26 protein-coding genes and 2 pseudogenes are annotated in these 25,594 nt (G+C 68.5%); 14 read left to right on the top strand and 14 right to left on the bottom strand.

All coding sequences use genetic code 11. From position 1 onward, the window contains the following. The first annotated feature begins 35 nt into the window (after positions 1-35). Positions 36-1,217 carry an alpha-hydroxy acid oxidase gene (locus GT347_RS23225; protein WP_160554447.1) on the top strand — a complete coding sequence of 394 codons (1,182 nt, stop codon included), beginning with the start codon at positions 36-38 and terminating at the stop codon, positions 1,215-1,217. 164 nt (positions 1,218-1,381) lie between these two features. Here GT347_RS23225 and GT347_RS28100 read toward each other — a convergent pair. Further along, positions 1,382-1,804 (bottom strand): annotated as a pseudogene (locus GT347_RS28100) (IclR family transcriptional regulator domain-containing protein); the annotation flags it as partial. Between GT347_RS28100 and GT347_RS27985 the strand changes: the two are divergent. After that, positions 1,755-1,883 (top strand): hypothetical protein, encoded by a 129-nt coding sequence (locus tag GT347_RS27985; protein WP_326830367.1) that lies wholly within the window; start codon positions 1,755-1,757, stop codon positions 1,881-1,883. The pseudogene GT347_RS28100 and the gene GT347_RS27985 sit on opposite strands and share 50 nt — an antisense overlap. A gap of 77 nt (positions 1,884-1,960) precedes the next feature. On the opposite strand, the pseudogene GT347_RS27980 reads toward GT347_RS27985, so the two are convergent. Beyond that, positions 1,961-2,059: pseudogene (locus tag GT347_RS27980) on the bottom strand (IclR family transcriptional regulator); the annotation flags it as partial. Between the two features lie 145 nt (positions 2,060-2,204). Here GT347_RS27980 and GT347_RS23215 point away from each other — a divergent pair. From GT347_RS23215 to GT347_RS23200, 4 genes are all read left to right on the top strand, one after another. After that, the gene (locus tag GT347_RS23215; protein WP_160554446.1) at positions 2,205-3,236 is read left to right on the top strand and encodes a TRAP transporter substrate-binding protein; all 1,032 of its coding nucleotides are present in this window, start codon (positions 2,205-2,207) and stop codon (positions 3,234-3,236) included. A gap of 9 nt (positions 3,237-3,245) precedes the next feature. Further along, entirely contained in the window at positions 3,246-3,935 is a 690-nt protein-coding gene (locus GT347_RS23210) for a hypothetical protein (RefSeq protein WP_160554445.1), read from the top strand. Positions 3,936-4,008: 73 nt separating this feature from the next. After that, a complete protein-coding gene (locus GT347_RS23205; protein WP_160554444.1) occupies positions 4,009-5,235 on the top strand; it encodes a lyase family protein in 1,227 nt (408 codons plus the stop codon). Beyond that, positions 5,232-5,651 carry a carboxymuconolactone decarboxylase family protein gene (locus tag GT347_RS23200; RefSeq protein ID WP_160554443.1) on the top strand — a complete coding sequence of 140 codons (420 nt, stop codon included), beginning with the start codon at positions 5,232-5,234 and terminating at the stop codon, positions 5,649-5,651. Before GT347_RS23205 ends, GT347_RS23200 begins: the two co-directional genes overlap by 4 nt. On the opposite strand, the gene GT347_RS23195 is transcribed toward GT347_RS23200, so the two are convergent. After that, on the bottom strand, positions 5,652-6,632 hold the full coding sequence (locus tag GT347_RS23195) for a LysR substrate-binding domain-containing protein (protein ID WP_160554442.1): 981 nt from the start codon (positions 6,630-6,632) through the stop codon (positions 5,652-5,654). Positions 6,633-6,715: 83 nt separating this feature from the next. Here GT347_RS23195 and pcaH point away from each other — a divergent pair, with 83 nt between their 5' ends. From pcaH to GT347_RS23180, 3 genes are read left to right on the top strand one after another with little or no spacing between them, the layout of a single operon-like run. After that, positions 6,716-7,432 carry a protocatechuate 3,4-dioxygenase subunit beta gene (gene pcaH, locus GT347_RS23190; RefSeq protein WP_407704171.1) on the top strand — a complete coding sequence of 239 codons (717 nt, stop codon included), beginning with the start codon at positions 6,716-6,718 and terminating at the stop codon, positions 7,430-7,432. A gap of 1 nt (position 7,433) precedes the next feature. After that, positions 7,434-8,039, top strand: a complete 606-nt coding sequence (gene pcaG, locus GT347_RS23185; RefSeq protein WP_160554440.1) for a protocatechuate 3,4-dioxygenase subunit alpha — start codon at positions 7,434-7,436, stop codon at positions 8,037-8,039. Positions 8,040-8,046: 7 nt separating this feature from the next. Continuing rightward, positions 8,047-8,805: an alpha/beta fold hydrolase gene (locus GT347_RS23180; protein ID WP_160554439.1), complete on the top strand. Its 759-nt coding sequence runs from the start codon at positions 8,047-8,049 to the stop codon at positions 8,803-8,805. A gap of 1 nt (position 8,806) precedes the next feature. On the opposite strand, the gene GT347_RS23175 is transcribed toward GT347_RS23180, so the two are convergent. Further along, positions 8,807-9,601 carry an IclR family transcriptional regulator gene (locus GT347_RS23175; protein WP_160554438.1) on the bottom strand — a complete coding sequence of 265 codons (795 nt, stop codon included), beginning with the start codon at positions 9,599-9,601 and terminating at the stop codon, positions 8,807-8,809. A 116-nt stretch (positions 9,602-9,717) separates the two neighbouring features. Here GT347_RS23175 and GT347_RS23170 point away from each other — a divergent pair, with 116 nt between their 5' ends. The 4 genes from GT347_RS23170 to GT347_RS23155 are packed head-to-tail and all read left to right on the top strand — an operon-like array spanning position 9,718 to position 13,077. Then, positions 9,718-10,740 (top strand): TRAP transporter substrate-binding protein, encoded by a 1,023-nt coding sequence (locus GT347_RS23170; RefSeq protein WP_160554437.1) that lies wholly within the window; start codon positions 9,718-9,720, stop codon positions 10,738-10,740. Positions 10,741-10,779: 39 nt separating this feature from the next. Continuing rightward, a complete protein-coding gene (locus GT347_RS23165; protein ID WP_160554436.1) occupies positions 10,780-11,241 on the top strand; it encodes a type II 3-dehydroquinate dehydratase in 462 nt (153 codons plus the stop codon). 4 nt (positions 11,242-11,245) lie between these two features. Next, entirely contained in the window at positions 11,246-11,800 is a 555-nt protein-coding gene (locus GT347_RS23160; protein ID WP_160554435.1) for a TRAP transporter small permease, read from the top strand. Then, the gene (locus GT347_RS23155) at positions 11,797-13,077 is read left to right on the top strand and encodes a TRAP transporter large permease subunit (protein WP_160554434.1); all 1,281 of its coding nucleotides are present in this window, start codon (positions 11,797-11,799) and stop codon (positions 13,075-13,077) included. Before GT347_RS23160 ends, GT347_RS23155 begins: the two co-directional genes overlap by 4 nt. A 57-nt stretch (positions 13,078-13,134) precedes the next feature. On the opposite strand, the gene GT347_RS23150 is transcribed toward GT347_RS23155, so the two are convergent. The 8 genes from GT347_RS23150 to GT347_RS23115 form a co-directional block, all read right to left on the bottom strand. Beyond that, a protein-coding gene (locus GT347_RS23150) for an IS3 family transposase (protein ID WP_160550549.1) occupies positions 13,135-14,327 on the bottom strand; the annotation gives its coding sequence in 2 pieces (ribosomal slippage) (positions 13,135-14,054 and positions 14,054-14,327; 1,194 coding nt in all). Positions 14,328-14,996: 669 nt separating this feature from the next. Beyond that, positions 14,997-16,064 carry an ABC transporter substrate-binding protein gene (locus tag GT347_RS23145; protein ID WP_160554433.1) on the bottom strand — a complete coding sequence of 356 codons (1,068 nt, stop codon included), beginning with the start codon at positions 16,062-16,064 and terminating at the stop codon, positions 14,997-14,999. A 2-nt stretch (positions 16,065-16,066) separates the two neighbouring features. Continuing rightward, the gene (locus tag GT347_RS23140; RefSeq protein WP_160554432.1) at positions 16,067-17,209 is read right to left on the bottom strand and encodes an NAD(P)/FAD-dependent oxidoreductase; all 1,143 of its coding nucleotides are present in this window, start codon (positions 17,207-17,209) and stop codon (positions 16,067-16,069) included. Beyond that, positions 17,206-18,582 carry an FAD/NAD(P)-dependent oxidoreductase gene (locus GT347_RS23135; RefSeq protein ID WP_160554431.1) on the bottom strand — a complete coding sequence of 459 codons (1,377 nt, stop codon included), beginning with the start codon at positions 18,580-18,582 and terminating at the stop codon, positions 17,206-17,208. The genes GT347_RS23140 and GT347_RS23135 overlap by 4 nt, the downstream gene beginning before the upstream one ends. Beyond that, a complete protein-coding gene (locus GT347_RS23130) occupies positions 18,579-18,872 on the bottom strand; it encodes a (2Fe-2S)-binding protein (RefSeq protein ID WP_160554430.1) in 294 nt (97 codons plus the stop codon). Before GT347_RS23130 ends, GT347_RS23135 begins: the two co-directional genes overlap by 4 nt. Continuing rightward, entirely contained in the window at positions 18,869-19,672 is an 804-nt protein-coding gene (locus GT347_RS23125) for an ABC transporter permease (protein ID WP_160554429.1), read from the bottom strand. Before GT347_RS23125 ends, GT347_RS23130 begins: the two co-directional genes overlap by 4 nt. A 4-nt stretch (positions 19,673-19,676) precedes the next feature. Beyond that, positions 19,677-20,549 (bottom strand): ABC transporter permease, encoded by an 873-nt coding sequence (locus tag GT347_RS23120; protein ID WP_160554428.1) that lies wholly within the window; start codon positions 20,547-20,549, stop codon positions 19,677-19,679. Continuing rightward, a complete protein-coding gene (locus GT347_RS23115; protein WP_160554427.1) occupies positions 20,546-21,613 on the bottom strand; it encodes an ABC transporter ATP-binding protein in 1,068 nt (355 codons plus the stop codon). Before GT347_RS23115 ends, GT347_RS23120 begins: the two co-directional genes overlap by 4 nt. Positions 21,614-21,775: 162 nt before the next feature. Here GT347_RS23115 and GT347_RS23110 point away from each other — a divergent pair, with 162 nt between their 5' ends. After that, positions 21,776-22,597, top strand: coding sequence for an IclR family transcriptional regulator (locus GT347_RS23110; protein ID WP_160554426.1), 822 nt, complete (start codon positions 21,776-21,778; stop codon positions 22,595-22,597). Here GT347_RS23110 and GT347_RS23105 read toward each other — a convergent pair. Both GT347_RS23105 and GT347_RS23100 read right to left on the bottom strand, forming a co-directional pair. After that, positions 22,584-24,137, bottom strand: coding sequence for an ABC transporter substrate-binding protein (locus GT347_RS23105; protein ID WP_160554425.1), 1,554 nt, complete (start codon positions 24,135-24,137; stop codon positions 22,584-22,586). The two genes, GT347_RS23110 and GT347_RS23105, sit on opposite strands and share 14 nt — an antisense overlap. 28 nt (positions 24,138-24,165) lie before the next feature. Then, complete coding sequence (locus tag GT347_RS23100) at positions 24,166-25,512, bottom strand: aspartate aminotransferase family protein (protein ID WP_160554424.1); 1,347 nt, start codon at positions 25,510-25,512, stop codon at positions 24,166-24,168. Positions 25,513-25,594 lie beyond the last annotated feature (82 nt).

The following is a 25,594-nucleotide window of genomic DNA, read 5'->3' as shown; positions in this document are numbered from 1 at the left end:
CTATAGTGCTGCGACCCCACCGCTGTAGCCGCTGCATGTCCCGCCACCTGAAAGATATCCACGCCCTGCACGACTTCGAGCCGCTCGCGCGCAAGAAGCTGCCCCGCCAGCTGTTCAGCTACATCCACAACGGCGCCGACGACGAAAGCACGCTGCACAACAACCGCCGGGCCTTCGAACGCTACGGTTTCGTGCCGCGCATGCTCGAAGGCGTGGCGGAGCGCTCGCAGAAGATCTCCCTCTTCGGCCAGGAATACGACTCGCCCTTCGGCATCTCGCCGGTGGGCATCGCGGCCATGTGGTGCTACCGCGGCGACCTGGTGCTGGCGCGCACCGCGCAGGAGCAGCGGGTGCCGGCGGTGATGAGCGGAGCATCGCTGATCCGCATGGAAGACATCGCCGCGGCGGCGCCCGCCACCTGGTTCCAGGCCTATATGCCGGGCGAGGCGGCGCGGGTGGAAGCCCTGATCGAGCGGGTGCGCATCGCCGGCTTCAAGACCCTGGTGCTCACGGTCGACCTGCCGGTGGCGGTGAACCCGGACCGCTATGTGCGCAACGGCTTCACCTCGCCGCTGCGGCCCTCGCTGCGCCTGGTCTGGGACGGCGTCAGCCACCCGGCCTGGCTGTGCGGCACCTTTTTGCGCACCCTGGCCCGGCACGGCATGCCGCACTTCGAGAACTGGCGGGCCGAACGCGGCACGCCCATCCTGTCGGCCACCGCGCAGCGCGAATCGCTGGGGCGCGACCACCTCTCGTGGGAGCACCTGCGGCTGATCCGCTCCCTGTGGAAGGGCGATCTGGTGGTGAAGGGCATCCTGCGCTGGCAGGACGCGGTGACGGCGCGCGATTGCGGCGTGGACGGCATCGTGGTGTCTAACCATGGCGGCCGGCAGATGGACGGCGCCGTGTCGCCCCTGCTGGTGCTGCCCGAGATCGCCCGGGCGGTGCCGGACGTGACCCTGATGATGGACAGCGGCATCCGGCGCGGCACGGATGTGATGAAGGCGCTGGCGCTGGGCGCGCGCTGCGTCTTCCTCGGACGTTCGTTCCAGTACGCCTCGACCGTGGCCGGTGCGGCCGGCGTCGCGCATGCGGTCGGCATCCTGCGCACGGAGATCCACCGCAACATGGCGCTGCTGGGGATCAACCGGCTCGATGAGCTGGATGCTTCCTTCGTGCGTGAGATGGACTCGTTCTCCAGGTCCTGCGCCGCATAGCGCGGCCCCGGGTCCTCATCCGCGCGGCTACTGCCCGCCCCCGCATTGCCCCAGGTCCCCACATTGGCCGCCTTCAGCAGCGACGAAGCATCGCCGGACAGAGCCAGTTCGTGGGCCGCCGCCAGCAGATCCGGACCGAAACGCGCCATGCTTTTCGCGGTGAGCCGGGCAGACGGCCCCGCCACCACGATCACCCCGGTCGCCGGCTCGCCCTGGCGCCGCACCGGCGCGGCCATGGAACTCATGCCCGGCGCATAGGCGTCCTGGATGACGCTGTAGCCGCGCCTGGCATGCGTGCGCAGCAGGGCCAGCAAGGCCTTCATGCTGGTGGGCGCGTTGGGGCCGAACTCGCGCGGGCTGCCCAGGCCCTGGCGCGACACCCGGGCCAGGGCCTCGTCTTCCGGCAGGGTCATCAGCCAGGCCTGGCCGGCGGCACTGCAGGACAGGCGCAGGTCTATGCCCATGTCGGGGTCGTAGCGCAGGCCCGATCGGGCGCCCTGCGCCTTGGCCACCAGGGTCAGGCGTTCGCCGTCCACGATGGCCAGGCGCACCAGCTCCTCGGTGGAGCCGGCCAGCCGGTCTATCACCGGCTGGGCGATATCGACCACGCCCGAGCGGCTGAGGAAGCTCAGGCCCATCGAGGCGAGCTTGGTGGTCAGCGCGTAGTCGCCCTTCTGCGGCATCTGCCGCACATAGCCGTAGCCGATCAGCTCGCCCAGCGTGCGGTGGCAGCCGCTGCGCAGCATGTTGAGTTCGGTGCTGATGCGGGCCAGCGCCACGCCGTCCGGGTGGGCCACCAGGTATTCCAGGATGGCCAGCGACTTCTGCAGTGCTCCGCTCATGGCTTGTCTCGTCGTGTCTAAAAGGAGGGCCGGATCATACGCAGGCTTTCAAAATTTGAACGCTCTCATAAAGTTGAATGTCGTTCAGAAAACGTGTTTATCATGCGCCCGCCGCACTCCAAGACGGCCAACACAAGGAAGAGACATGCACACACCATCGAGCGTCCGCCGCACGGTTCTGGCCACCCTGGCCGCAGCCGCGTTGGCCGTCTGTGCCCTGCCGGCCCTGGCGCAGGACACCATCCGCGAGCGCAACCTCAAGTTCGCCTTCAGCCTCGCCAAGGACCATCCCCTGGGCGTGGGCGCGCAGAAGTTCGCCGACCTGGTGGCGCAGAAGAGCGGCGGCAGGATGAAGGTGGCCCTGTTCGGCAACGCGGTGCTGGGCAGCGACCAGCAGAACCTGTCGGCGGTGCGGGGCGGCACGCTGGATTTCGCCTCCATGGCCACCGGCCTGCTGGCCGGCATCGACAAGCAGTTCACCGTCTTCGACCTGCCCTTCCTCTTCACCACGCCGCAGGAGGCCTGGGCGATTTCCGACGGCCCCATCGGCACCCGGCTGCAGGCGGGCCTGGCCGAGCGCGGCATCGTCGGCCTGGGCATCTGGGACCTGGGCTTTCGCAACATGACCAACAGCAAGCGGCCCATCGCCCGGCCGGAGGACCTGCAGGGCCTGAAGATGCGCGCCATCGCCTCGCCGATCTACCTGGAGATGTTCTCCGCGCTCGGCGCCAACCCGGTGCCCATGACCTTCGGCGAGGTCTACGGCGCACTCGAATCGAAGGCGATCGACGGGCAGGACAACCCGGTCGGCGTGATCGAATCCGCCAAGTTCGCCGAGGTGCAGAAATACCTTTCGCTGACCCGCCATGTCTACACCGGCATGCCGGTGCTGATGAGCAAGAAGACCTGGGACGGCCTGAACGCCGCCGAGCGCAAGGTGATCGAAGAGGCCGCTGTAGAGGCGAAGCAGGAAGAGCGCAAGGTGGCCCAGGCCACCGAGAAGCAGTCCATCGACAACCTGCGCAAGACCATGCAGGTCAACGATGTCACGCCGGCCGAGACCGAACGCCTGCGGCAGAAGGTGCAGCCGGTGGTCGACAAGTTCTCCCGCGAGATCGGCGAAGGCCTGATGCAGCAGGTCAACGCCGAACTCGCGCGCCTGCGCGGCGGCAAGTGAGGCCGCGCCATGGCATTGCTGGGTGAGGCCGCCATCGCCATGTGGTGGGACATGGCGGGCGAGATGCGCGCCGAATTCGAACACTGGCACAGCCACGAACACTTCCCTGAACGCATGGGCGTGCCGGGCTTCCAGCGCGGCTCCCGCTGGGCTTCGGCCGAGGGCGGCGAAGGCTTCTTCGTGCTGTACGAACTGCAGGACTACGACACCCTCAGCTCCCCCGGCTACCTGGCGCGGCTGAACGCACCCACGCCCTGGTCCACCCGGCTGATGCCGCATCACCGGCAGATGGTGCGCAGCCAGTGCCGGGTGCTGGCCAGCCACGGCGGCGCCCTGGCCGGCCATGTGCTGACGGTGCGGCTGACGCCGGCCGAAGGCGCTGAAGACCGGCTGCGGCAGAAGCTCTCGGCGCTGGCGCAGGACATCGCCCTGCGCCCCGGCAGCACCGCCGGCCACCTGCTGCAGACCCGCACCCCGGCGATGGCCGCAACCACCGAACAGCAGATCCGCGGCGGTGCCGATCAGGCGGCCGACTGGATCTTCCTGGCCTGCGGATACGAGCTGGCCGCACTGCAGGCCCTGGCGGCGGACGAGTTGGGCGACGAGGCACTGCAGGCGGCGGGCAGCGCCGCTGGAAGCCGGGCGATACGCGGCCTCTACCGGCTCGCGCACAGCAACACCGCGCAGGACGCGGGCTGAGCGGGCATCGGCGCCGGGGCGCACAATGCGCGCCCTCGGCCCATCCATCCCCGCCGCACGCCCACACCGCGACATGAACCTCTTCGACGCCTTCCTCTCCGCTCCCGCCAGCCTGGATGTTTTCGAAGGCCGCAACTTCGTCGCCGCGATGCTGGCCTTCGAGTCCGCGCTCGTGGAAGCACAGGCCGCCGAAGGCCTGGTGCCGGCCTCGGCCAGCGCGCTCATCCAGCGCGTCTGCGCCGACCTCGATGCCTTCGACACCGGCCAGATCGCCCGCGACAGCGGCCGGGCCGGCAGCGTGGCGATCCCGCTGGTGAAGGCGCTCAAGCAGCGGGTGCATGAGGCCGATCCGGCCGCCCTGCCGCATGTGCACCTGGGCGCCACCAGCCAGGATGTGATCGACACCGCCATGGCCCTGCTCAGCCGCCGCGCCATAGACCTGCTGATCGCCGACCTGCGCAGTGCCGCGCAAGCCCTGCTCGCCCTCGCCGTCCGCCATGCGGACACGCCCGTGCTGGCACGCACCCTGATGCAGCCCGCCTCGGTCACAAGCCTGGGCCTGAAGGCCGCCAACTGGGCGGCGCCGCTGGTGCGCAGCCTGGCCAGCCTGGGCGCGGCAGCCGACCGGGCGCTGCAACTGCAACTGGGCGGCGCGGTGGGCACGCTGGCGCAGATGCAGGGCCAGGGCCCGGCCGTGGCCAAGCGCATGGCGGCCTCGCTGGGCCTGACGGAACCCCATGGCGCATGGCACACCCAGCGTGACCTGTGGGTGCTGCTGGGCTGCGAGCTGGGTGTGGTCGCCGGCAGCCTGGGCAAGATCGCGGGCGACATCGCGCTGATGAGCCAGTTCGAAGTCGGCGAGATCAGCGAGCCTACGGAAGAAGGCCGGGGCGGGTCGTCCGCCATGCCGCACAAACGCAACCCGGTGGCCTCGATGGTGGCCCTGGCCGCTGCGGCGCGTGTGCCCGGCCTCGTCGCCACCCTGCTCGGGGCGATGACGCAGGTCCACGAGCGGGCCCTCGGCCCCTGGCAGGCCGAGCTGGCCACCTGGCCGCAGCTGGTGCTGGCGGTGCATGGCAGCGTGCAGGCCATGGCCGGCGCCCTGCCCGGCCTGGTGGTGGATGCCGCCCGCATGCGTGCCAACATCGAGACCCTGCGCCAGCAGATCCCCGCCGAGGCCGCCGAGGAATGGTTCTCGCCGGCCCTGGCCCTCCAGGCCGGATCGCTGGCGCGCGACCAGGTCCGGCGCCTGAACACCGACCAAGCCTTAGCCATCAACCAAAACAGGACACCGACATGAGCCAGGAACACAGCCAGCAGGAATTCGAAGCCGGACTCGTCAACCGCCGCCGCATCCTCGGCGATGCCTGGGTGGACCAGTCCCTGGCCAAGCGAAGCACCTTCAATGCCGAGTTCCAGGACATGATCACCCGCCATGCCTGGAACGACATCTGGGGCCGGCCGGCATTGGGCGACAGGACACGCCGCTTCATGGTGCTGTCGATGATGCTGGGCATCCATGCCTACGAGGAATTCGCGCTGCATGTGCGCGCGGCGCTCGATGCGCCGGAGGACTCGCGCCTCACCCCGGACGACATCAAGGAAGTCATCCAGATGGCCGCCATCTACTGCGGCATTCCCGTGGCCAACCATGCCTTCGGCATCGCCAGCGGCATCCTGCGGGACAAGGGCCTGCTGGAGCCTTACCAGCCCTGATCAGGCCGGCGCCCGGGCACGGCCGCGCCGCGCCCCCTTGGCCGGCAGCGCGCCGCGCCTGAGCAGGGCGGCCAGGGTCTCGGCCACCGGCGGCAGCGCCACATCGCGGCGGCGCAGCAGGCCCACCGGTTCCTCGGTGCCGGCCGCATCCACCAGCACCGCCTTGAGCCGGCCCTCGGCGATGTCGTCCTGCACCGCGCCGGCCGGCGTGGCCCAGACCGCGTCCGAGCGCATCACCAGGCCCCGGGCCACCGCCATGTCCAGCGTCTGCGTCAGCCCGGTGGGCAGGCCCAGGCCGCGGGCATCCAGCAGGCTTTCGGTGTGGTGGCGCGGCACCGTGCCTTCGGGGTAGACCACCCAGGGGTATTCGATGAGCGCATGCAGCGCCGGCCTGCGCCGCGCCAGCGGATGGTCGGCCCGCACCAGCAGCATCAGCGGCTCGATGCGCAGCAGCTCGAAACTCAGGCCCTCCATCAGGCGGGGGTCGCTCATGCGGCCCACCACCAGGTCGAGCGCGCCGGCGCGCAGGTCGTCCAGCAGCTCGTCGTTGGCGGCCACCTGCACCTCCAGCCGCAGGGCCGGCACCTGCTCGCGCAGCCGCGCCAGCGCCGCCGGCACCAGCGACTGCGCCGCGCTGGGCAGCGCGCCCAGCCGCAGCCGGACCGTCGCATCGCCCATGTCCGGCCGCAGTGCCGCGGACGCCTGCTGCACCGCCTCCAGCATGCGCAGCGCCAGCGGCAGCAGCCGCTCCCCATCCGGCGTCAGGCCGCGGATGCCGCGCCGTCCGCTGTCGGAACGCTCCACCAGGCGAACGCCCGCCAGCGCCTCCAGCTCGGCCAGGATGCGCGACACCGCCGGCTGGCTCACCGCCAGACGCTCGGCGGCGCGGGCCAGGTGGCGCTCCTGCGCGATCGCCACCAGGCAGCGCATGTGGCGCAGCTGCAGGCCGCGCGAGAAGGCATCGGTGAGAGGCCTGTCCATCAATGACCGATCCGTATTGAAATTAACGAATCCGTCAATTTACAGCATGATCCCCGCGGCCTAGAGTGCCCCGCATGAACACGATGACAGAGACAAGCACCCCCACGCTTTCCCGGCGCGATTGGGACAGCCATCCGGCCCACATCTACCAGGGCTACGCCTCCACCGCCAAACGCGGCCCCACCCGGCCACTGCTGCCCCTGAAGGCGGCGCTGGGCGAACTGCGCCAGCCGGTGTACGGCCATGGCGACATCGGCCCGCTGGACCACGACCTCACCCGCAACGCCCAGCGCAACGGCCAGCCGATCGGCGAACGCATGGTGCTGGCCGGCCAGGTGCTGGACGACCGGCGGCGCCCGGTGCGCAACACCCTGGTGGAGATCTGGCAGGCCAATGCCGCCGGCCGCTATGTGCACAAGGGCGACCAACACGACGCGCCGCTGGACCCCAACTTCCTCGGCGCCGGCCGCTGCCTCACCGACGACGAGGGCCGCTACCGCTTCCTCACCATCAAGCCCGGCGCCTACCCCTGGGGCAACCACCCCAATGCCTGGCGGCCGCAGCACATCCACCTGTCGCTGTTCGGCGCGCATTTCGGCAGCCGGCTGGTCACCCAGATGTACTTTCCCGGCGACCCGCTGCTGCCCTACGACCCCATGTACACCGGCACGCCCGAGCATGCGCGCAGCCGCCTGGTATCGGATTTCGACCTGGACCTGACCGAGGAGAACTACGCCCTGGGCTACCGCTTCGACGTGGTGCTGCGGGGCGCGGACGAAACCCCGTTCGAGGGCCGCTGACATGATGCAGGGACAAAAAACCAACTTCGGCCAGACCCCTTCCCAGACGGTCGGTCCCTACTTCGCCTACGGACTGACGGCGGTGCAGTACGGCTACGACTTCGGTCAGGTGTTCGATTCCCGCGTGGCGCTGGATGCCGCACGGGGCGAACGGATCCGGCTGGAGGGCCGGGTGTTCGACGGAGACGGCAAGCCCGTGTTCGACGCGATGGTCGAGATCAGCCAGCCCGACGGCGATGGCGCCTATCCGGACAGTCCGGCACAGGCCGCGGCGATGGGCTTTCGCGGCTTCGGGCGCTGCGGCACAGGCACCGATCCGCAGAACCGGTACTGGTTCGACACCGTCAAGCCCGGCGTGAATGCGGACGGCGGCGCCCCCCACATCGACCTGGTCGTGACGATGCGCGGCCTGCTGGTGCATGCCTTCACCCGGGTCTACTTCGACGACGAGGCGCACGCCAATGACGGCGATGCGGTACTGTCGAGCGCTCCGCCGGCACGCCGCCACACCCTGATCGCAAGGCGCGGCGAAAGCGGCGGCCAAGTGGTCTACACCTTCGACATCCACATGCAGGGCGAGGCCGAAACCGTGTTCTTCGATGTCTGAATCCAGCATGCCCCCACTTCATTTCGAAAGAGCCGGCAGCGGCCCGCTCATCGTGCTCAGCCATGCCCTGGGCCTGGATCTCTCGATGTGGGACGCGGCGGCCGCGCGGCTGCAGGCCAGCTTCACCGTGCTGCGCTACGACCACCGTTGCCACGGGCGCTCGGCCGTGGTGCCCGGCCCCTGGTCGGTGGAAGACCTGGCGGATGACGCCGCCGAACTCATCGCCAGCCAGCCCGAGGGCCAGGCGCGCGCCTTCATCGGCCTGTCGATGGGCGGCATGACGGCCCAGGCACTGGCGGCGCGGCATCCGGGGCGGGTCGAGCGGCTGGTCATCGTGAACTCGTCGGCGCATTACCCGGACCGCAGCCCCTGGTCCACACGTGTCGCCACCGTGCGGGAAAAAGGCATATCGGCCGTGGCCGACGGCGCCGTGGAACGCTGGCTGACGCCGGATTTCAGGCGCACCGCCATGGGGATGGAAGCCGCGGCGCGCCTGCGCGCGACCCTGCTGGCCAACACCGCCGAGGCCTATGCCGACAGCTGCGAAGCGGTGGCCGCCATCGACTTCCGCCAGACCAATCGCGGCCTGCAACTGCCCACGCTGGTCATCGCCGGAGCACAGGACCTGGCGACGCCGCCCGCCATGTCGGAGCAGATCGCAACGGCGATAGTCGGCGCCCGACTGGAGACCGTCGACGCCGCACACATCAGCAGCGTCGAACAGGCCGAGGTGCTGGCCGAGCTGATCACCCGATTCGCCCGCTAGCTCAGGAAGCGCGCCGGGTCTTCCCCATCATCGGCGATGCGCTGCTGGACAGGGCCAGCTCGTGGGCCACCTCCACCAGCATCGGCCCCAGCTCCAGCATGCGTGCCTCCGTCAGCCGCAGCAGCGGGCCGGCCAGGGTGATCACGCCCTGGGCCGCTTCCCCCTCCCGCTGCACCGCCGCGGCCATCGCCGCCATGCCGGGCGCAAACACATCCACGATCACGCTGAAACCCCGCTCCCGCGCATCGGCGAGGTATTTCTTCACCGCCCGCAGGGAGGTTGGCGCCCGCGGCCCGAAGTCTTCCGGCCGGCCCAGGCCCTGCCGCTCCACGATGGCCAGGGCCTGCGCATCCGGCAGCGTGGCCAGCCAGGCATGCCCCGCCGCGCTGCAGGACAGGCGCACGTCCAGGCCCATGTCCGGGTCGTAACGCAGGCCGCCGCGCGCGCCCTGCGCCTTGGCCACGAAGGTCAGCCGCTCGCCATCGACCACCGCCAGCCGCGCCAGCTCGCCGGAGAGCTGGGCGGCGCGGTCGATCAGCGGCTGGGCGATGTCCACGATGCCCGCGTTCGACAGATAGGACAGCCCCACCGCGGCCAGCTTGGTGGTGAGTGCGTAGTCGCCGTAGTCCCGCTCCTGCTTGACGTAGTTGCAGCGCACCAGCTCGGTCAGCAGCCGGTGGCAGGCGCTGGCCGGCAGCTGCAGCGCGGCGGCCACCGCGGCCAGCGAGCGGCCTTCCGGAAACCGAGACAGGTATTCGAGGATGTTGAGCGAGCGTTCGAGTGTGGACGTGGTCATCGGGCCGAAGTCTGACGGGGTGTGGCATCGAGTCTAACGCGGGTAAACCACGAATCTGGAAACTGGAATTACTTTCCAGTTCTGACTACGATCGCCCCACCGCATCTGGAGACAACATGAAAAAAGCCCTCACCGCCGCCGTGCGCCCATTCGTCGCGGCCGCCTGCCTGGCCCTGTTCGGCGCCGGCGCCGCCACGGCGCAGGACATCCACGAACGCACCATCCGCTTCGGCCACCTCAACAACGCCGACCACCCGGTGAGCTTCGGCGTGAAGCGCTTCGGCGAGCTGCTCGCGGCCAAGAGCGGCGGCAAGCTGAAGGTGCAGGAGTTCCCGGCCTCGCAACTCGGCAACGAGATGCAGCAGCAGTCGGCCCTGCAGGGCGGCGTGCAGGAGATGTCGGCCCCGGCCACCACCTCGCTGGCGGGCATCGTCAAGGAATTCGGGCTGATCGATTTCCCCTTCGCCGTCACCAGCTTCGCCCAGGCCGATGCGCTGCTCGACGGCCCCTTCGGCCAGGCCCTGCTGGCCCGCCTGCCGGAAAAAGGCCTGGTGGCGCTGGGCTACTGGGACCTGGGTTTTCGCAACCTCACCAACAGCAAGCGCCCGGTCACCAGGCCGGAAGACTTCGACGGCCTGAAGGTGCGTGTGATCCCCAACCCGGTGTTCCTGGAAACCTTCAAGGCCTTCAAGGCCAACCCGGTGCCCATGCCCTTCGCCGAGCTTTACGGCGCACTCGAATCCAAGGCGGTGGACGGCCAGGAGAACCCCTTCGCCGTCATCCTGTCGAACAAGTTCTTCGAGGTGCAGAAGTACGTCAGCGCGACCAACCATGTGTACGCCGCCAACATCGTGCTGGTCAGCAAGAAGTTCTGGGACAAGCTCACCCCCACCGAGCAGAAGCTCATGCACGAGGCGGCCGACGAAGCCCGCGGCTACCAGCGCCAGGTAAGCCGCGCGGCGGCCCAGAAAGCCGTGGCCGACCTGCAGGCCAAGGGCATGCAATACAACGAAGTGGCGCCGGCCGAACAGGCCCGCATGCGCGCCATCTCCAAGCCGGTGACGGACCGGTTCGCCGCCACCTACGACCCCGCCATCTTCAGGCTCTACAGCAGCGAACTGGCGCGGGTCACCAAATAGCTTTCAGCACACGACAACGACAACAGGGACACAAGCACCATGAAGATCCTCGTCCTCCACGGCCCCAACCTCAACCTCTTCGGCCGCCGCGAGCCGCATATCTACGGCACCACCACCTTGCCCGAGATCGACGCGATGCTGCAGTCGCTGGCCGGCGAGCTGCATGTCGAACTCGACATCCTGCAGTCCAACCATGAAGGCGCGCTGCTGGATTTCCTGCATGCCAACATCGACACCGCCCAGGGCGCGCTGGTCAACCCGGCCGGCCTCACCCAGCACGGCGTGCCGCTGCACGACGCGATCAAGGCCATGCCCTTCCCGGTGCTGGAGGTGCACATGTCCAACCTGGCGCACCGCGAGACCTGGCGCCACCACTCCATCATCTCGCCAGCCGTGAAAGGCACGGTGATGGGCCTGGGCGTGCAGTCCTACCTCTGCGCGCTGCGCGGCGTGGTGGCGCTGGCCCAGGCCGCGCAGGCCGTACAAGCCAAGGCGGCCTGAGGCCATGGAACGCTGGCTGGACCGCATCTGCCGCGGCATCGAGAACCTCATCGCGCTGTGCCTGGCGGTGATGGTGGTGCTGGTCTTCGGCAACGTGGTGCTGCGCTACGGCTTCAACTCGGGCATCACCATGTCCGAGGAAGTCTCGCGCTGGCTCTTCATCTGGATGACCTTCCTGGGCGCCATCGTGGCCCTGCGCGAACACGGCCACCTGGGCGTGGACATGGTGGTGCAGAAACTGCCGCCGCTGGGCAAACGCATCTGCCTGGTGGCAGGCCATCTGCTGATGCTGTTCATCGTCTGGCTGCTTTTCACCGGCAGCGTGGCGCAGGCGCGCATCAACTGGGACGTGACCGCCCCGGTGACGGGCGCCTCGATGGCGCTGGTGTATTTCTCCTCCATCGTCTTCGCCGTGTGCGCCGCCGCCCTGCTGCTGCGCGACCTGTTCCGGGTGCTCACCGGCCGGCTGGGCGACGACGAACTGGTGCTGGTGCAGGAATCGGAAGAAGCGGTGCAGCTCCAGCAGATCCTGGGCGACACCGCGAAAGGCAAGCCATGACCATTCTGATCTTCGTGGGATCGCTGCTGGCCGCCATGGCCATCGGCATCCCGATCGCCTTCGCCCTGCTGGCCAGCGGCGTGGCGCTGATGTGGCACCTCGATTTGTTCGACGCGCAGATCCTGGCGCAGAACCTGATCGGCGGCGCCGACAGCTTCCCGTTGCTGGCCGTGCCCTTCTTCATGCTGGCCGGCGAAATCATGAACGTGGGCGGCCTGTCGCGCCGCATCGTGGGCCTGGCGCTGAGCCTCGTCGGCCATGTCAAGGGCGGCCTCGGCTACGTCACCATCATGGCCGGCTGCCTGCTGTCGGCCCTGTCGGGCTCGGCGGTGGCCGATGCGGCCGCGCTCACCGCCCTGCTGCTGCCGATGATGGTGAGCGCTGGCCACGACAAGGCGCGTGCCGGCGGCCTGATCGCCGCCGTGGGCGTGATCGGCCCGGTGATCCCGCCCAGCATCGGCCTGGTGATCTTCGGCGTGGCCGCCAACGTGTCGATCTCCAGGCTCTTCCTGGCCGCCATCGTGCCGGGCCTGCTGATCGGCGGTGCGCTGTGGTTCACCTGGGCCTGGCTGGTGCGGCGGGAGAAGATCGTGCCGCCGCCGCGCAAGAGCGCCAGGGAGATCGGCCAGGCCGCCCGCGAGGCCTTCTGGGCCCTGCTGTTGCCCTTGATCATCCTGGTGGGGCTGCGCATGGGTGTCTTCACCCCGACCGAAGCCGCGGTGGTGGCCGCCGCCTACGCGCTCTTCGTGGCCACCGTCATCTACCGGGAACTGAAGCTGAGCCAGCTGCGCGACGTGTTCGTGGCGGCGGCCAAGACCAGCGCCATCGTGATGTTCCTCATCGCCGCGGCCATGGTCAGCGCCTGGCTGATCACCGTGGCCGACCTGCCCGGCAAGGTGGTGGGGCTGCTGCAGCCCTTCATGGGCAGTCCCATCCTGCTGATGGTGGCCATCATGGTGCTGGTGATGGTGGTGGGGACCGCCATGGACATGACGCCCACCATCCTGATCCTGACGCCGGTGCTGATGCCGGTGGTCAAGGCGGCGGGCATCGATCCGGTGTACTTCGGTGTGCTCTTTATCATCAACAACTCGATCGGGCTTGTCACCCCGCCGGTGGGGACTGTGCTGAACGTGGTGGCCGGCGTGGGCAGGATGAAGATGGATGATGTCACCCGGGGGGTGGTGCCCTTCATGGTCGCGGAGTTCGCGGTCATGTTTTTGATGGTGATCTTTCCTCAGACTGTGACTTGGCCTGCCAGGCTGCTGCACGGGTAGTTTTTTGGGCGGGGTGGTTACTCCTGCGGAGGGCGGGGCTGGGGCTGCGTGTCCTGGTCAAGAATTTTCGGACAGTTCGATAGGGCGTGTTGCTGCCATTTTTCGCTCGAAGGCGTTGGGCGGCAGATAACCCAATGTCGAATGCAGTCGAGTGCTGTTGTAGAAGCCGACGATGTAGTCGCCGATGTCTGCAGCAGCCTCAGCGTGATTGGCGTAGTCGCGCTGCCAGACGCGCTCCATCTTCAAGTTCAAGAAGAAGCGCTCCATCACCGCGTTGTCCCAGCAGTTGCCCTTGCCGCTCATGCTGGCCAGCAGGCCGTGGCGTTGCAGTACGTCGCGATGAAGCTCGCTGGCATATTGACTGCCCCGGTCGGTATGCACGATCAAGCCGGGGCTGGGTTTTCGTTGGCCAATGGCCATCTCCAAAGCCGCACAGACCAGCTCTGCCGGCATGCTCGGTGCAGTAGCCCAGCCAATCAACTTGCGTGAATACAGGTCCAGGACGGCAGCCAGATAAAGCCAGCCGCTGCGAGTCCGGATATAGGTGATGTCTGCCACCCAAGCTTGATTGGCCGAGGCTGGCGCGAATTGCCGCTGCAGCACGTTTGCAGCCACCGGCAGCGTGTGGCGGCTGTCGGTGGTGTGAACGAATTTGCGCTTCCAGCTTGGCTGCAGGCGGTGTTCGCGCATTAGTCGGCGTATGCGCCAGCGGCCAACGTCAATGCCCTGGACCTCGAGCGCAGCACGCAACCGACGGCTGCCGTAACTGCGCCCGCTCGCTGTAAATGCGGCCTTCAATTGCACCTCAATGGGCTCGATTACGGCAGGCCGAGCTGCTCGTTTAAGCGCTGCGTAATAACCTGCTCGGCTGACACTCAAGACACGACACAGCGTGCTCACTGCAACTGTCTCGGCCTTCTTCTGCCACTGAGCAATCACGCGGTGGATTACTTCAGTTCCCGGGCGAAGAAGGCCGATGCTTTTTTTAAGATGTCGTTGTCCTGGCGCAGTTGCCGCAGCTCTGCTTCGAGCTGACGAATACGCCGTTGCTCCTCGGTCAAAGGCTTGCCAATGCCGGGCTGGCCTGCACTCTCTGCATCGTATTGCTCGACCCAACGGCGCACCGCGCTGTCGGTCAGGCTCATGTCTCTGCAGACCTGTGGCACGCTCAGGTTCTGCTCTCGGATCATCTTGACGACTTGAAGCTTGAAGGCCTCGTCGAAGCTGCGGCGGGGAAGGCGGTTCGTCATGTTCCAGTTGTCCTCAGGGGTTTGAATCCCCTATCGACTTGTCTTTGGAAATTAGACCAGGACAGCGCGCCCCAGACCGCGCTCACTTTCTTTGCTTCGCCAAAGAAAGTAAGCAAAGAAAGGCGACCCGACACCCGAGGCCCTTCGGGCACCGCTGCGGTACTCGCAAAGGCGGGGTCCACGACAACTCGCTTCGCTCAAACAGGTCGTGGCCCTGATCCGCCTTTGCTCCGTTCCTCGCTCTCGGGCTCACGGGACCCGGGAGCGGGGACAGCGGCTGCTTCGCAGCGCAACGGGCCGTCGCTTCGCTCGGCCTCTGATTGAATAAACCGCCCTTTGTCATCGGCCGCATTTCAGTGGAGGCCGAGCGCAGCGAAGGCCCGTCGCCCTGCGAAGCAGTGGCTGTCCCCGCTCCCCGGGTCCCATCTGCGGGTGAGCGAGGAGCGGAGCAAAGGCGGATCAGGGCCACGACCTGTTTGAGCGAAGCGAGTTGTCGTGGACCCCGCCTTTGCGAGCACCGCAGCGTGCCCCCCTCGAAGAGGGGGGACTCCCGCAGCTGGGTCGCCTTTCTTTGCTTACTTTCTTTGGCGAAGCAAAGAAAGTGAGCGCGGTCTGGGGCGCGCAGCCCCAGCTCCGCCCTCCGCCAAGGAGACAAACCCCAGAAAAAACTCAACGCTCAATAGTCCGATTCCACCGCGAATTCCAAGCACTACGGTTAGCGTTGACCGAAGCCCAGTCAACGGTAATAGCGTTCTTCAACCACTCCTTGATCTCAGCAACCTGCTGAATGCCAGCCCCGACAACAGGCGCCTTGGGATTGGTAGGCACGATATTCCCGTGCTCCAGCATATTGGCCTGCGCCTGAGGCGTGAGCAGGAACTCGGCGAGCTTCTGCGCCAGTTCAGGCTCGGAGTTATTGGCAATCACGCATTGCCCCACCATCAGCAGCACAGCGCCTTCCTTGGGCTGGGCGTACTCGACCGGAATGCCGCGGGCCTTCAAAGCGGCAACGCCACTGGGCGTGAGAGGAAACAGCGCAGCCTCCCCCGTCTGCACCATCTCGGAGATCTTGGCCGAGCTGGGGATGTACTCCAGCACATTCGGCCCGACCGTCTTGGGCCAGGCAGCGAACCCCGGCTCCACGTTCTGGTCATTGCCACCCTGGATACGGTTGAACATCAAAAAGCCGTGCAGCCCGAAGGAAGACGAGGTGATCGAAGGAAACACCAGCTTGCCCTTGAACTTGGGGTCCGCCATGTCCATCCACGAGGTAGGCGCCGCCCAGCCCTTCTCGGTGAACATCTTCTTGTTGTAGGCCAGCCCGGTCATGCCCAGCGAGATGGAGGTCGCCATGTCGTCCTTGAAGCGGGCGACCGGATAGATTTCCTTGAGCGTGGCGCTGGGCCGCTGCTTCTCGCACAGGCCCATGCCGATGGCGCGCACCATCACGCCGTCGTCCAGGAACATGACATGCATCTGCGGCTTGTCCTTGTTGGCCTGCGCCTTGGCCAGGATGTCGGCCGAGGTGCCGGGCACCACCACCACCTTCACGTTGTTCTGCTTCTCGAAGGCGGGGAAGACGTACTGGGTGTACGCCTTCTCCATGGTGCCGCCGTTCATGCCGATGTAGATCGTCTTGGTCTGCGCCTGCGCTCCAGCGCTCAAGGCCAGGGATGCGGCGGCGGCCACCGCCAGCAGGATGCGGCGGCCAGGGAGGGAAGTCTTGGCGGAGGTCATCGTCAGTCCTTTGAGGAAGAAGAAACAGGAGAAGCAGCCGAGAAACGGCCGATGGAAAACGCTTCGATGGGTGTGCTGCTGGCGCCTTCATGGGCCAGCTCGGCCAGCACTTCGCCGGCCGCAGGGCCCACCTGGAAACCGGCACCGGCGAAACCGAAGCCGTGCAGCAGGCCGGGGGTGGTGCGGCTGGCGCCCAGCACCGGCTGGCGGTCGGGCAGGTAACCCTCGGTGCCGGACCAGGTGCGGATGATCTGCGCATGCCGCAGCCCCGGCAGCAGGGCGATCGCCTGCGTGGTCAGCGCCGCGATGGCATCCCGGCTGGAGCGGGCACGGTCGGCGTCCAGCGCCAGGCCGCGGCCGCCGCCCAGCACCAGGTTGCCGCGCGCCACCTGGCGGCCATAGACACCGCCGCCCTCCACGCCCAGGCTCCAGTCCATGAAGTGCGGCATGGGGCTGGTCACCGCCATGGCGGGATGGCCCGAGGTCATGGGCACCGGCTCGCCGAACTGGGTGGCCAGGGCACCGGCCCAGGCACCGGCGCAGTTGATGAGCTGCGCGGAATGCACCTCCAGCCGGTCGCCGGACTGAAGGGTGAAGCCACTGCCGTCGTGGCTCACCGAATCGACCGGTGAACGCTCGAAGATCTCCGCACCGGCGCGCTGCGCCGCACGCGCGAAGGCGGGCGAGACCAGGCGGGGGTTGGCCTGACCGTCCTCGGGGCAGAGCGAGCCGCCGACCGCCTTGCCGCCCAGCCAGGGGCAGAGCGCTTTCAGGCGCTCGCCGGACAGCAGCTCGATGCCCAGATCGAAATCCCGGCTCGCATCGCGATAACGCTCCAGCGAGGCCATGTCCGCCTCGCTGCGGGCGATCTTGAAATGGCCCGAGCGGATGTATTCGCCGTCGATGCCGATCAACTCCGGCAGCCGCGCCCAGATGCCATGGGCCCGCAGCGACAGCGGCAGCTGCACCAGCGCCCTGCCCTGGCGCCGCACGCCGCCATAGTTCACGCCGCTGGAGCGCGAGCCGCAGAGGTCGCGCTCCAGCAGCACCACACGCACGCCCTTGCGTCGCAACGCCAGCGCGGCCGAGGCGCCGACGATGCCGCCGCCGACGATGGCCACGTCGGTTTCGATACGGCGCTTCATGCGGCGGCCTCCGGCCCGGCCGACAGGCCCAGCGGAATCGGCTTGATCGGCGCCTGGCCGCGCAGCCGCCCCACCTGGGCGATGGGCACGCCGGCCGCATGGGCCAGCAGCTCGGCGGCGGCCACGCCGCACATGCGGCCCTGGCAGCGGCCCATGCCGATGCGCGACAGGGCCTTGAGCCGGTTCATCTCGTCGGCGCCGGTGTCGCGCACGGTGGCGCGCAGCTCGCCGGCGGTGATGTTCTCGCAGCGGCAGACGACCAGTTCGTCCGGCGCCTGGGCGGCCCAGTCCTCGGGGAAAGGAAAGGCGCGCTCCAGGCCGCGGCGGAAGACGCCGATGCGTGACAGACGGTTCTCCAGCAGGCTGACGCGGCCGGGGTCTACCGTCATGCCTTCGTCCTGCAGCAGCGCCAGCGCGGCCCGCTCGCCCGCCCATTCGGCCGCATCGGCGCCCTGGATGCCGGCGCCGTCGCCGGCCAGGTAGACCCCTTCGACGCTGCTGCGGCCGGCCGCATCGCGCTCCGGCAGGTGGGCGCGCTGCACCGGCGAGAAGGCGAAGCGGCAGCCGAGCAGGTCGGCCAGCTGGGTTTCCGAACGCAGGGCATGGCCGAAGCCGACCGCGTCGCAGGACAGGGTGCGTTCGGACTGGCCGTCGTGAAAGACGACACCGGTGACCCGGTCCGAGCCGAGCACCCGCACCGGTCGCACGCCGCGATGCAGCGCCACGCCATGCGTGCGCAGCCAGCCCAGGTAGTACAGGCCCTTGGCCAGGGTCGCCGGCTTGGTCAGCAGGCGCGGCGAGGCGGCCGCCTGGTCGGCCAGCGTGGCCGTGTCCAGCACCGCCACCACCTGCGCGCCCGCCTTGGCATATTGGTAGGCCACCAGGTAGAGCAGCGGCCCGCTGCCCATGAAGACCACCTGCCGGCCGATGGTGCAGCCCTGGAACTTCAGCGCCACCTGCGAGCCGCCCAGGCTGTAGGTGCCGGGCAGGGTCCAACCCGGCACCGGCAGGACGCGATCGGTGGCGCCGGTGGCCACGATCAGGCGGTCGTAGGGCACGGCGCGGCTGGTGGAGGTGGCCGTGTCCAGCACGTCGAGGCTGCCCGCCTGTGCGTTCCAGACCAGGCTGCCGGGCCGGTAGTCGATGCGGTCGGCGATGCCATCGATGGCCGCATGCACCGCCTTCGCTCGGCCTGCCTCGGTGCCGTAGAGCGCCTCGGCCGGCCGTTCGAAATTCGCGGGCGGGCGCCGATAGATCTGGCCTCCTGCACGCGCCGCCTCGTCCAGCAGCACCGGCCGCAGGCCATGTTCGACCAGGGTCTGCGCGGCGCGGATGCCCGCCGGGCCGGCGCCGACGATCACGGTGCGGGTCATGCGCCGCCCTCTTGTGTCAGCAGGGCCATGCCCTCGGCGATGAAGGTGGAGCAGGCGCGCAGCGCGGCGCCTTCGGCGGTGCGCATCCAGCAGTCCTGGCAGGCGCCCATCAGGCAGAAGCCGGCGCGCGGCTGGCCGCTGAATTCGTTATGGCGCAGCACGGCCTGCTGTGTGAGCACGGCGGTCAGCACCGTATCGCCCTGGAGCGCGGTGGCCGGCTGGCCGTCGAGCAGGAAATGCACGGTAGCGCGGCCCGTCTCGGCCACGCGCTGTAGCTGGCCCACGCTCATTTGCCGCCCACCAGGATGCGGTCCAGGCCGTAGATGCGGTCCAGCACCACCATGGCGCAGGCGGTCAGCGCCACCATCAGCGCGGAGACGGCGGCCATCAGCGGGTCGATCGACTCGGTGGCATACATGTACATGCGCACCGGCAGCGTCACCGTGCTGGGCGAGGTGACGAAGATCGACATGGTCACCTCGTCGAAGCTGTTGATGAAGGCCAGCATCCAGCCGCCGGTCACGCCCGGCAGGATCATCGGCAGGGTGATGCGGCGGAACACCGTGGCGGTCGATGCACCCAGCGACAGCGCCGCATGCTCCGCGCTGCGGTCGAAGCCCACCAGCGCCGCCACCACCAGCCGCAACGTGTAGGGCGTGACGATGAGCGCATGCGCCAGGATCAGGAACCCGAAGCTGCCCGCGCCGCCGACCAGCGCGAACAGCCGCAGCAGCGCCACGCCCAGCACCAGGTGCGGAATCAGCAGCGGCGACAGGAAGAGACCGTTGAGCAGCCCGCGGCCGGGGAAGTTGTAGCGCGTGATCGCCAACCCCGCCGGCACCGCCAGCAGCGTGGCGATGCTGGCCGAGGCCAGGGCCAGCCACAGGCTGTTCCAGAAGGACTGCATGAAGTCCGGATGCACGAAGACCGCGCGGAACCAGCGCAGCGAGAACTCGGTGGTCGGCAGGGTCAGCGTGTTCTCGGGCGTGAAGGCCACCACGCAGACCACCAGCAGCGGCGCCAGCATGAAGGCGATGACCAGGGCGTTGAACGCCAGGGCGACGGGGCCGTTCTTTTGTTGTTGGCTCATGGCATCAACCCAATGACTTTTTGTAGCGGCCTTCGACCAGCCGGTTGTAGCTGAGCATCACCAGCAGATTGGCCATCAGCAAGGTCAGCGCCACGGCCGCGCCCAGGGGCCAGTTCAGCTCGTGCAGGTATTCGTCGTAGACCACGGTGGCGACCATCTTCAGCCGCCGCCCGCCGAGCAGTCCGGGAATCGCAAACGAACTCGCCGACAGGCCGAACACGATCAGGCTGCCCGACAGGATGCCGGGCATCACCTGCGGCAGCACGATGCGGCGCAGGGTGGTGAACGGGGTGGCCGACAGCGACAGCGCCGCGTTCTCCACGCCGGCATCGAGCTTCTGCAGCGAGGTCCACACGGGGATCACCATGAAGGGCAGCATCACATGCACCAGGGCGATGACGATGGCCGTCTCGGTGTAGAGGATCTTCACCGGCCTCGCGCCCAGCAGCTTGAGCAGGCCGTTCACCAGCCCCTCCGGCCCCAGCAGCATGCTCCAGCCGAAGGCCCGCACCACCACCGAAACCAGCAGCGGCGCCAGCACCACCAGCAGCAGGATGGAGCGCCAGGGATTGGACATGCGGCTCAGCACATAGGCCTCGATGGTGCCGATCACCACGCAGATCAGCGCCACCACCGCCGACACCCAGAAGGTGCGCCAGAAGATGCCGTAGTAGTACTCGTCGGTGAACACCAGCCGGTAATGCTCCAGCGTGAACTCGCCCGACTTCGGCCCGGTGACCGGGTCGTAGACATTGAAGGACAGCACCGCCGTCAGCAGCAGCGGCACCACCAGCAGCAGCAGGAAGAGCACCAGCGCCGGGCCGCTCAGCCACCAGGGCGTGGCGCGCGACGGGCCCGCGGTCGCGGCGCCGCTCATGCGAGCGCCCCTTGGTCGACCGGCAGCACGCGGGTGCAGCTGTCCGGCCAGTCGATGGCCGACTGCGCGCCCTCCTCCAGCACGATGCGGCCGTCGTTGGCGCAGAGCACCGTCAGCTCGCCGACCGGTGTGGACAGGCGGTAGAGCCACTGGCTGCCGAGGAAGAATCGTTCGATGACCTGGCCGTCGAGCCGGCCGGCGCCCGCCGGCACCAGCTGCAGCTTCTCCGGCCGCACCGCCAGCAGCACCGCGCTGCCCGGGCGGAAACCCGGTTCGAACATGGGCACCGAGAGCGATCCGACCCGCACCGCCTGCATGTCGTCCTCGCCCTCGATGCGGCCTTCGAGCAGATTGGCCTTGCCGACGAAGGTCGAGATGAAGCGGGTGCGCGGATGCTCGTAGACCTGGAAGGGATGGTCGATCTGCGTGGCCCGGCCGGCCTCCATCACCACCACCCGGTCGCTGACCGACATGGCTTCGCTCTGGTCGTGGGTGACCATCACGGTGGTGGTGCCGACCTTGCGCTGGATCTGGCGCAGCTCGAACTGCATCTCCTCGCGCAGCTTGGCGTCGAGGTTGGACAGAGGTTCGTCCAGCAGCAGCACCGGCGGCTCGATCACCAGGGCACGCGCCAGGGCCACGCGCTGGCGCTGGCCGCCGGAGAGTTCACGCGGGTAGCGTCTGGCGTGCTGGTCGAGGTGGACCAGGGAGAGGGCATGGCGGACGCGGTCCAGGCGCTCGGCCTTCGCCATCTTGCGCATCTCCAGGCCGAAGCTCACGTTGGCCTCCACCGTCATGTGCGGGAACAGGGCGTAGCTCTGGAACACGATGCCCAGGCCGCGGGTGTTGGCCTTGGCCTGGGTGATGTCGCGGGCGTCGAGTTCGATGCGGCCGCGGGTCACCGGCTCGAAGCCGGCAATCATCTGCAGGGTGGTGGTCTTGCCGCAGCCCGAGGGGCCGAGCAGCGAGACGAACTCGCCCTTCTCGACCGACAGGTTCATGTCGGCCACGGCGCAGGTATCGCCGTAGAACTTGCTGACGCCGCTGAGCTGGAGGAATGACATGGGGCCTGCTTTTCTGGGGGGTCGGATGGACGCGGAGTCTGTTGCAAGTAGCGGACCAGAAAGACAGGGTTCTTCCGTATACCGGAATCTTTTTTCGATTTATTCCGACCAATGAAATACTTTAGACTTCATCGGCTTTATTGATTTCACAAAACGGAACCCGTGACCGAGCCCACCGCCTCCACCGCCGGCGTGCCCCGCATCTTCTCGGTGCTGCGCGCCCTCGCCCGTGCCCCATCCGGTGGCGCGCGGGTGACCGAACTCGCACGCGAAGTCGGCCTGACCCAGGCCACCACGCACCGGCTGCTGCAGTCCCTGATGGCGGAAAGCGTGGTCGAGCAGGACCTGCAGAGCAAGCGCTACCGCCTGGCCATCGACTTCTTCGCCCTGGCCGCGCAGGCCGGCAACCCGGGCGACCTGCGCAGCCTGTGCCGCCCGGTGCTGCTGCGCCTGGGCGCCAGCCTGGGCGATGCGATCTTCTTGCTGGCGCGCAGCGGCTTCGACGCGGTCTGCCTGGACCGCAGCGAGGGGCCCTTTCCCATCCGCTCCTTCACCGGCGATGTGGGCGGCCGGGTGGCGCTGGGCGCCGGCCAGGGGGCGCTGGCCATCCTGGCCTTCCTGCCGGAGAGCGAGCGCGAGGAGGTCATCCGCTTCAACCTGCCGCGGCTGCGCGAGTTCGGCATCTACGACGAGGTGCAGCTGCGCACCGAGATCGACAAGGTGCGCGCCCTGGGCTTCGCCGGCCGCACCAGCGGGCTGCTGGAAGGCATGGCGGGCGTGGCGGTGCCCATCCTGGACCGCGAGGGCCGCGCGGTGGCCGCCCTGGCCGTGGGCACCATCCTCGACCGGCTCAACGCCGAGCGCCTGCCCACGGTGGTGGAGCTGCTCAAGCGCGAGGCCGCGGCCATCGGGCCGCAGGTCAATCCCTTCGATGCGACGCTGCGCCGGCCGGCGCAGGTGCTGGGCGGCCCTACTTCAGGCTGACGTTCCAGAAGCGCGGCTTGTCGGCCGGCCAGCTCTGGTAGCCGCTCACGTTCTTGCGCAGGCCGGCGCCGTCGGTGCCGTTGAACAGCACCACGCTGGGCACCTCCTCGATGAACTTGCGGTGCAGTTCGTCGAACAGCGTCTGGCGTGCGGCCTTGTCGGTGAGCAGCATCGATTCGGCCAGCTTGCCGGCCATGGCCGGGTTGTCCCAGACCTTGCGCGGCTGGGTGGCCTTGGGGCCGGCCAGCATCTCGAAGCTCAGCGCCGGGTCCAGCCGCGAGGAATAGGGAAAGGCCATGGCCTGGTACTGGCCGCGGGTGTAGCGGTCGAGCTGGGTGGCCCAGTCGAGCACCTCGATGTCGATCTTGATGCCGGCATCGGCCGCCATGGCCTGGATCAGCACCGCCGAGTTGAAGCTGATCTCGTAGCGCTTGTTGGCCAGCAGCTTGATCGGCTGGCCGTTGTAGCCGGCCTCGGCCAGCAGCTTGCGCGCCTGCGGCAGGTCGCGCCTGAAGCCCGCCGCCTCGGCCGCGCCGTAGTAGGGGCTGGAGGTGGGCACCGGCGAGTTGTTCGGCTTGGACAGGCCTTCGGTGACCGAGCGGGCCAGCTCGTCATAGTCCAGCGACAGGGCCAGCGCGCGGCGCAGGCGCAGGTCCTGCAGCAGCGGGTCGCGGGTCTGGAACAGCAGGCCCAGCAGGTTCATCGAAGGGCCGAACTCCACCTTCACATCGGAGCGGGCGCGCATCTCGGCGACGTCGGGCGCCGAGGCGGTGGACAGCACGTCGATGGCACCGCTGTAGAGCGCCGCCTTGGCCGCCGCCGCGTCGGGAATCACCATGTAGTGGATGGTCTCGATCTCGGCCTTCTTGCCGCCGGTGAAGCCGTCGCGCGGGCCGCCGCGCGAGGCATAGCCGTCGAAGCGCACCAGGTCGATGTACTGGCCGCGTTTCCACTCCTTGAGTTTGTACGGGCCGGTGCCCACCGGCTGCAGCCACTTGCCGTCGGGGCCGACCGAGCTGCTGTGCAGGATGGCCGAGCCGCCGCAGTCCGAACGCGCCATGGTCTGCAGCAGCAGGCCGGCCGGGCGCTGCAGCTTGAAGACCACCGTCTTCGCGTCGCTCGCCTCGACCGACAGCAGCTTGGTCATGCCGCGGCCGTCGAACTCGGGCAGGCAGCGCCAGTTGGTGGCGGGGTCCATGTAGCGCTTCCAGCTCCAGACCACGTCCTGCGCGGTGAGCGGTGCGTCGTTCTGGAACTTCACGCCGTCACGCAGGGTGAAGGTGTAGCTCAGGCCGTCGGCCGAGACATCGACCTTGCTGGCCAGCAGCGGGCCGGGGCTGGTGTCCTCGCGCATGGCCACCAGGCCTTCGCCGATGTGCATCAGCACCGAATCGGTGTTGTCGTCGCGGTTGGTGCCGGGGTCGGTGGAGCGGATGTCCGAGTTGATCTGCACCCGCAGCGGGCGTGCCGGTGCCTGGGCCTGGGCCAGGCCCGCGAGGGCCAGCAGGCAGGAAGAGGCGGCGGCTGTCTTGAACTTCATGGCGGCGTTCCGATGGAAAGGGAAGGGATCAGGGCGACGCGGCGTCCGGGCCGGCGGCGTCCACATGGCGCAGGGCCGCACGCAAGGTTTCTGCCAGCCCGGCGAGCTGGTCGCGCGAGACCACCAGGGGCGGCGAGACGGCGATGGTCTCGCCCAGCGCCCGCACCAGCAGGCCCTGCTCCAGGCAGCGGCGCTCCACCGCCTGGGCCCGCACGCCCGGCCGGCCCGGGAAGGGGCTGAGTTCGACGGCGCCCAGCAGCCCGAGGTTGCGCACGTCGGCCACGGCGGGCTCGCCCCGCAGCGCATGCAGCACATCCTCGAAATACGGCGCTATGGCGGCGCACTGGCCGGCCAGGTCTTCCTCCTGGTGCACCTGCAGCGTGGCCAGCGCCGCCGCGCAGGCCAGGGGATGGCCCGAGTAGGTATAGCCGTGGGCGAACTCCACGCCCGCCTCGCTGCCCTGCATGAAGCCGGCGTGGATGGCCTCGCGCACGAAGACCGCGCCCATGGGAATGGCGCCGTTGGTCAGGCCCTTGGCGGTGGCCATCAGGTCGGGCACCACGCCGAAGCGGTCGGCGGCGAAACGCGCGCCCAGGCGGCCGAAGCCGGTGATGACCTCGTCGAAGATCAGCAGGATGCCGTGCCGGTCGCAGATTTCGCGCAGCCTTGTCAGATAGCCCACCGGCGGCGGCAGCACGCCGGTGGAGCCGGCGATCGGCTCGACGATGACGGCCGCGATGGTGGCCGGATCGTGCACCGCGCAGATGGCTTCCAGCGCATCGGCATGCTCCACGCCGTGCAGCGGCTCGCCGCGCGAGAAGGCATTGCGCTTGGGATCGTGGGTGTGCGGCAGGTGGTCCACGCCATTGAGCAGCGGCCCGAAGGCATTGCGGTGCTTGGCGATGCCGGCCACCGAGATGCCGCCGAAGCCCACCCCGTGGTAGGCCCGGGCCCGGCCGATCAGGCGGTAGCGGCCGGCGTCGCCGCGGGCGCGGTGCCAGGCCAGGGCGATCTTGAGGGCGGTGTCCACCGACTCGGAGCCGGAGTTGGTGAAGAACACCCGGTTCAGGTCGGCCGGCGCCCAGTCGGCCAGGCGCTCGGCCAGGGTGAAGGCGGCCGGATGGCCGAGCTGGAAGTTCGAGGCGTAGTCCAGCGTGTCGATCTGCTGCTTGAGCGCCGCGCTGATCGCCGGATGGCGGTGCCCGGCGTTGACGCACCACAGGCCGGCGATGCCGTCGAGCACCTGGCTGCCGTCGGACATGGTGTAGTGCATGCCCTGGGCGCCGGTGACGAAACGCGGATCGCGCTTGAACTTGCGGTTGGCGGTGAAGGGCATCCAGAAGGCATCGAGCGCAGCGGGCGTGGGGGCTTGCATGGAAGAAGGACTCCGTCGGACGCGGACCCGGTATGGCCGCGATCGGACGATGCTAGGAAGCCCGCTTGTTTTATTCAATCGG

Source organism: Xylophilus rhododendri (genome assembly GCF_009906855.1).
Taxonomy (GTDB): domain Bacteria; phylum Pseudomonadota; class Gammaproteobacteria; order Burkholderiales; family Burkholderiaceae_C; genus Xylophilus; species Xylophilus rhododendri.
The sequence above is the reverse complement of the archived record's forward strand: the minus strand, read 5'-3'. Positions and strand labels throughout refer to the sequence as shown.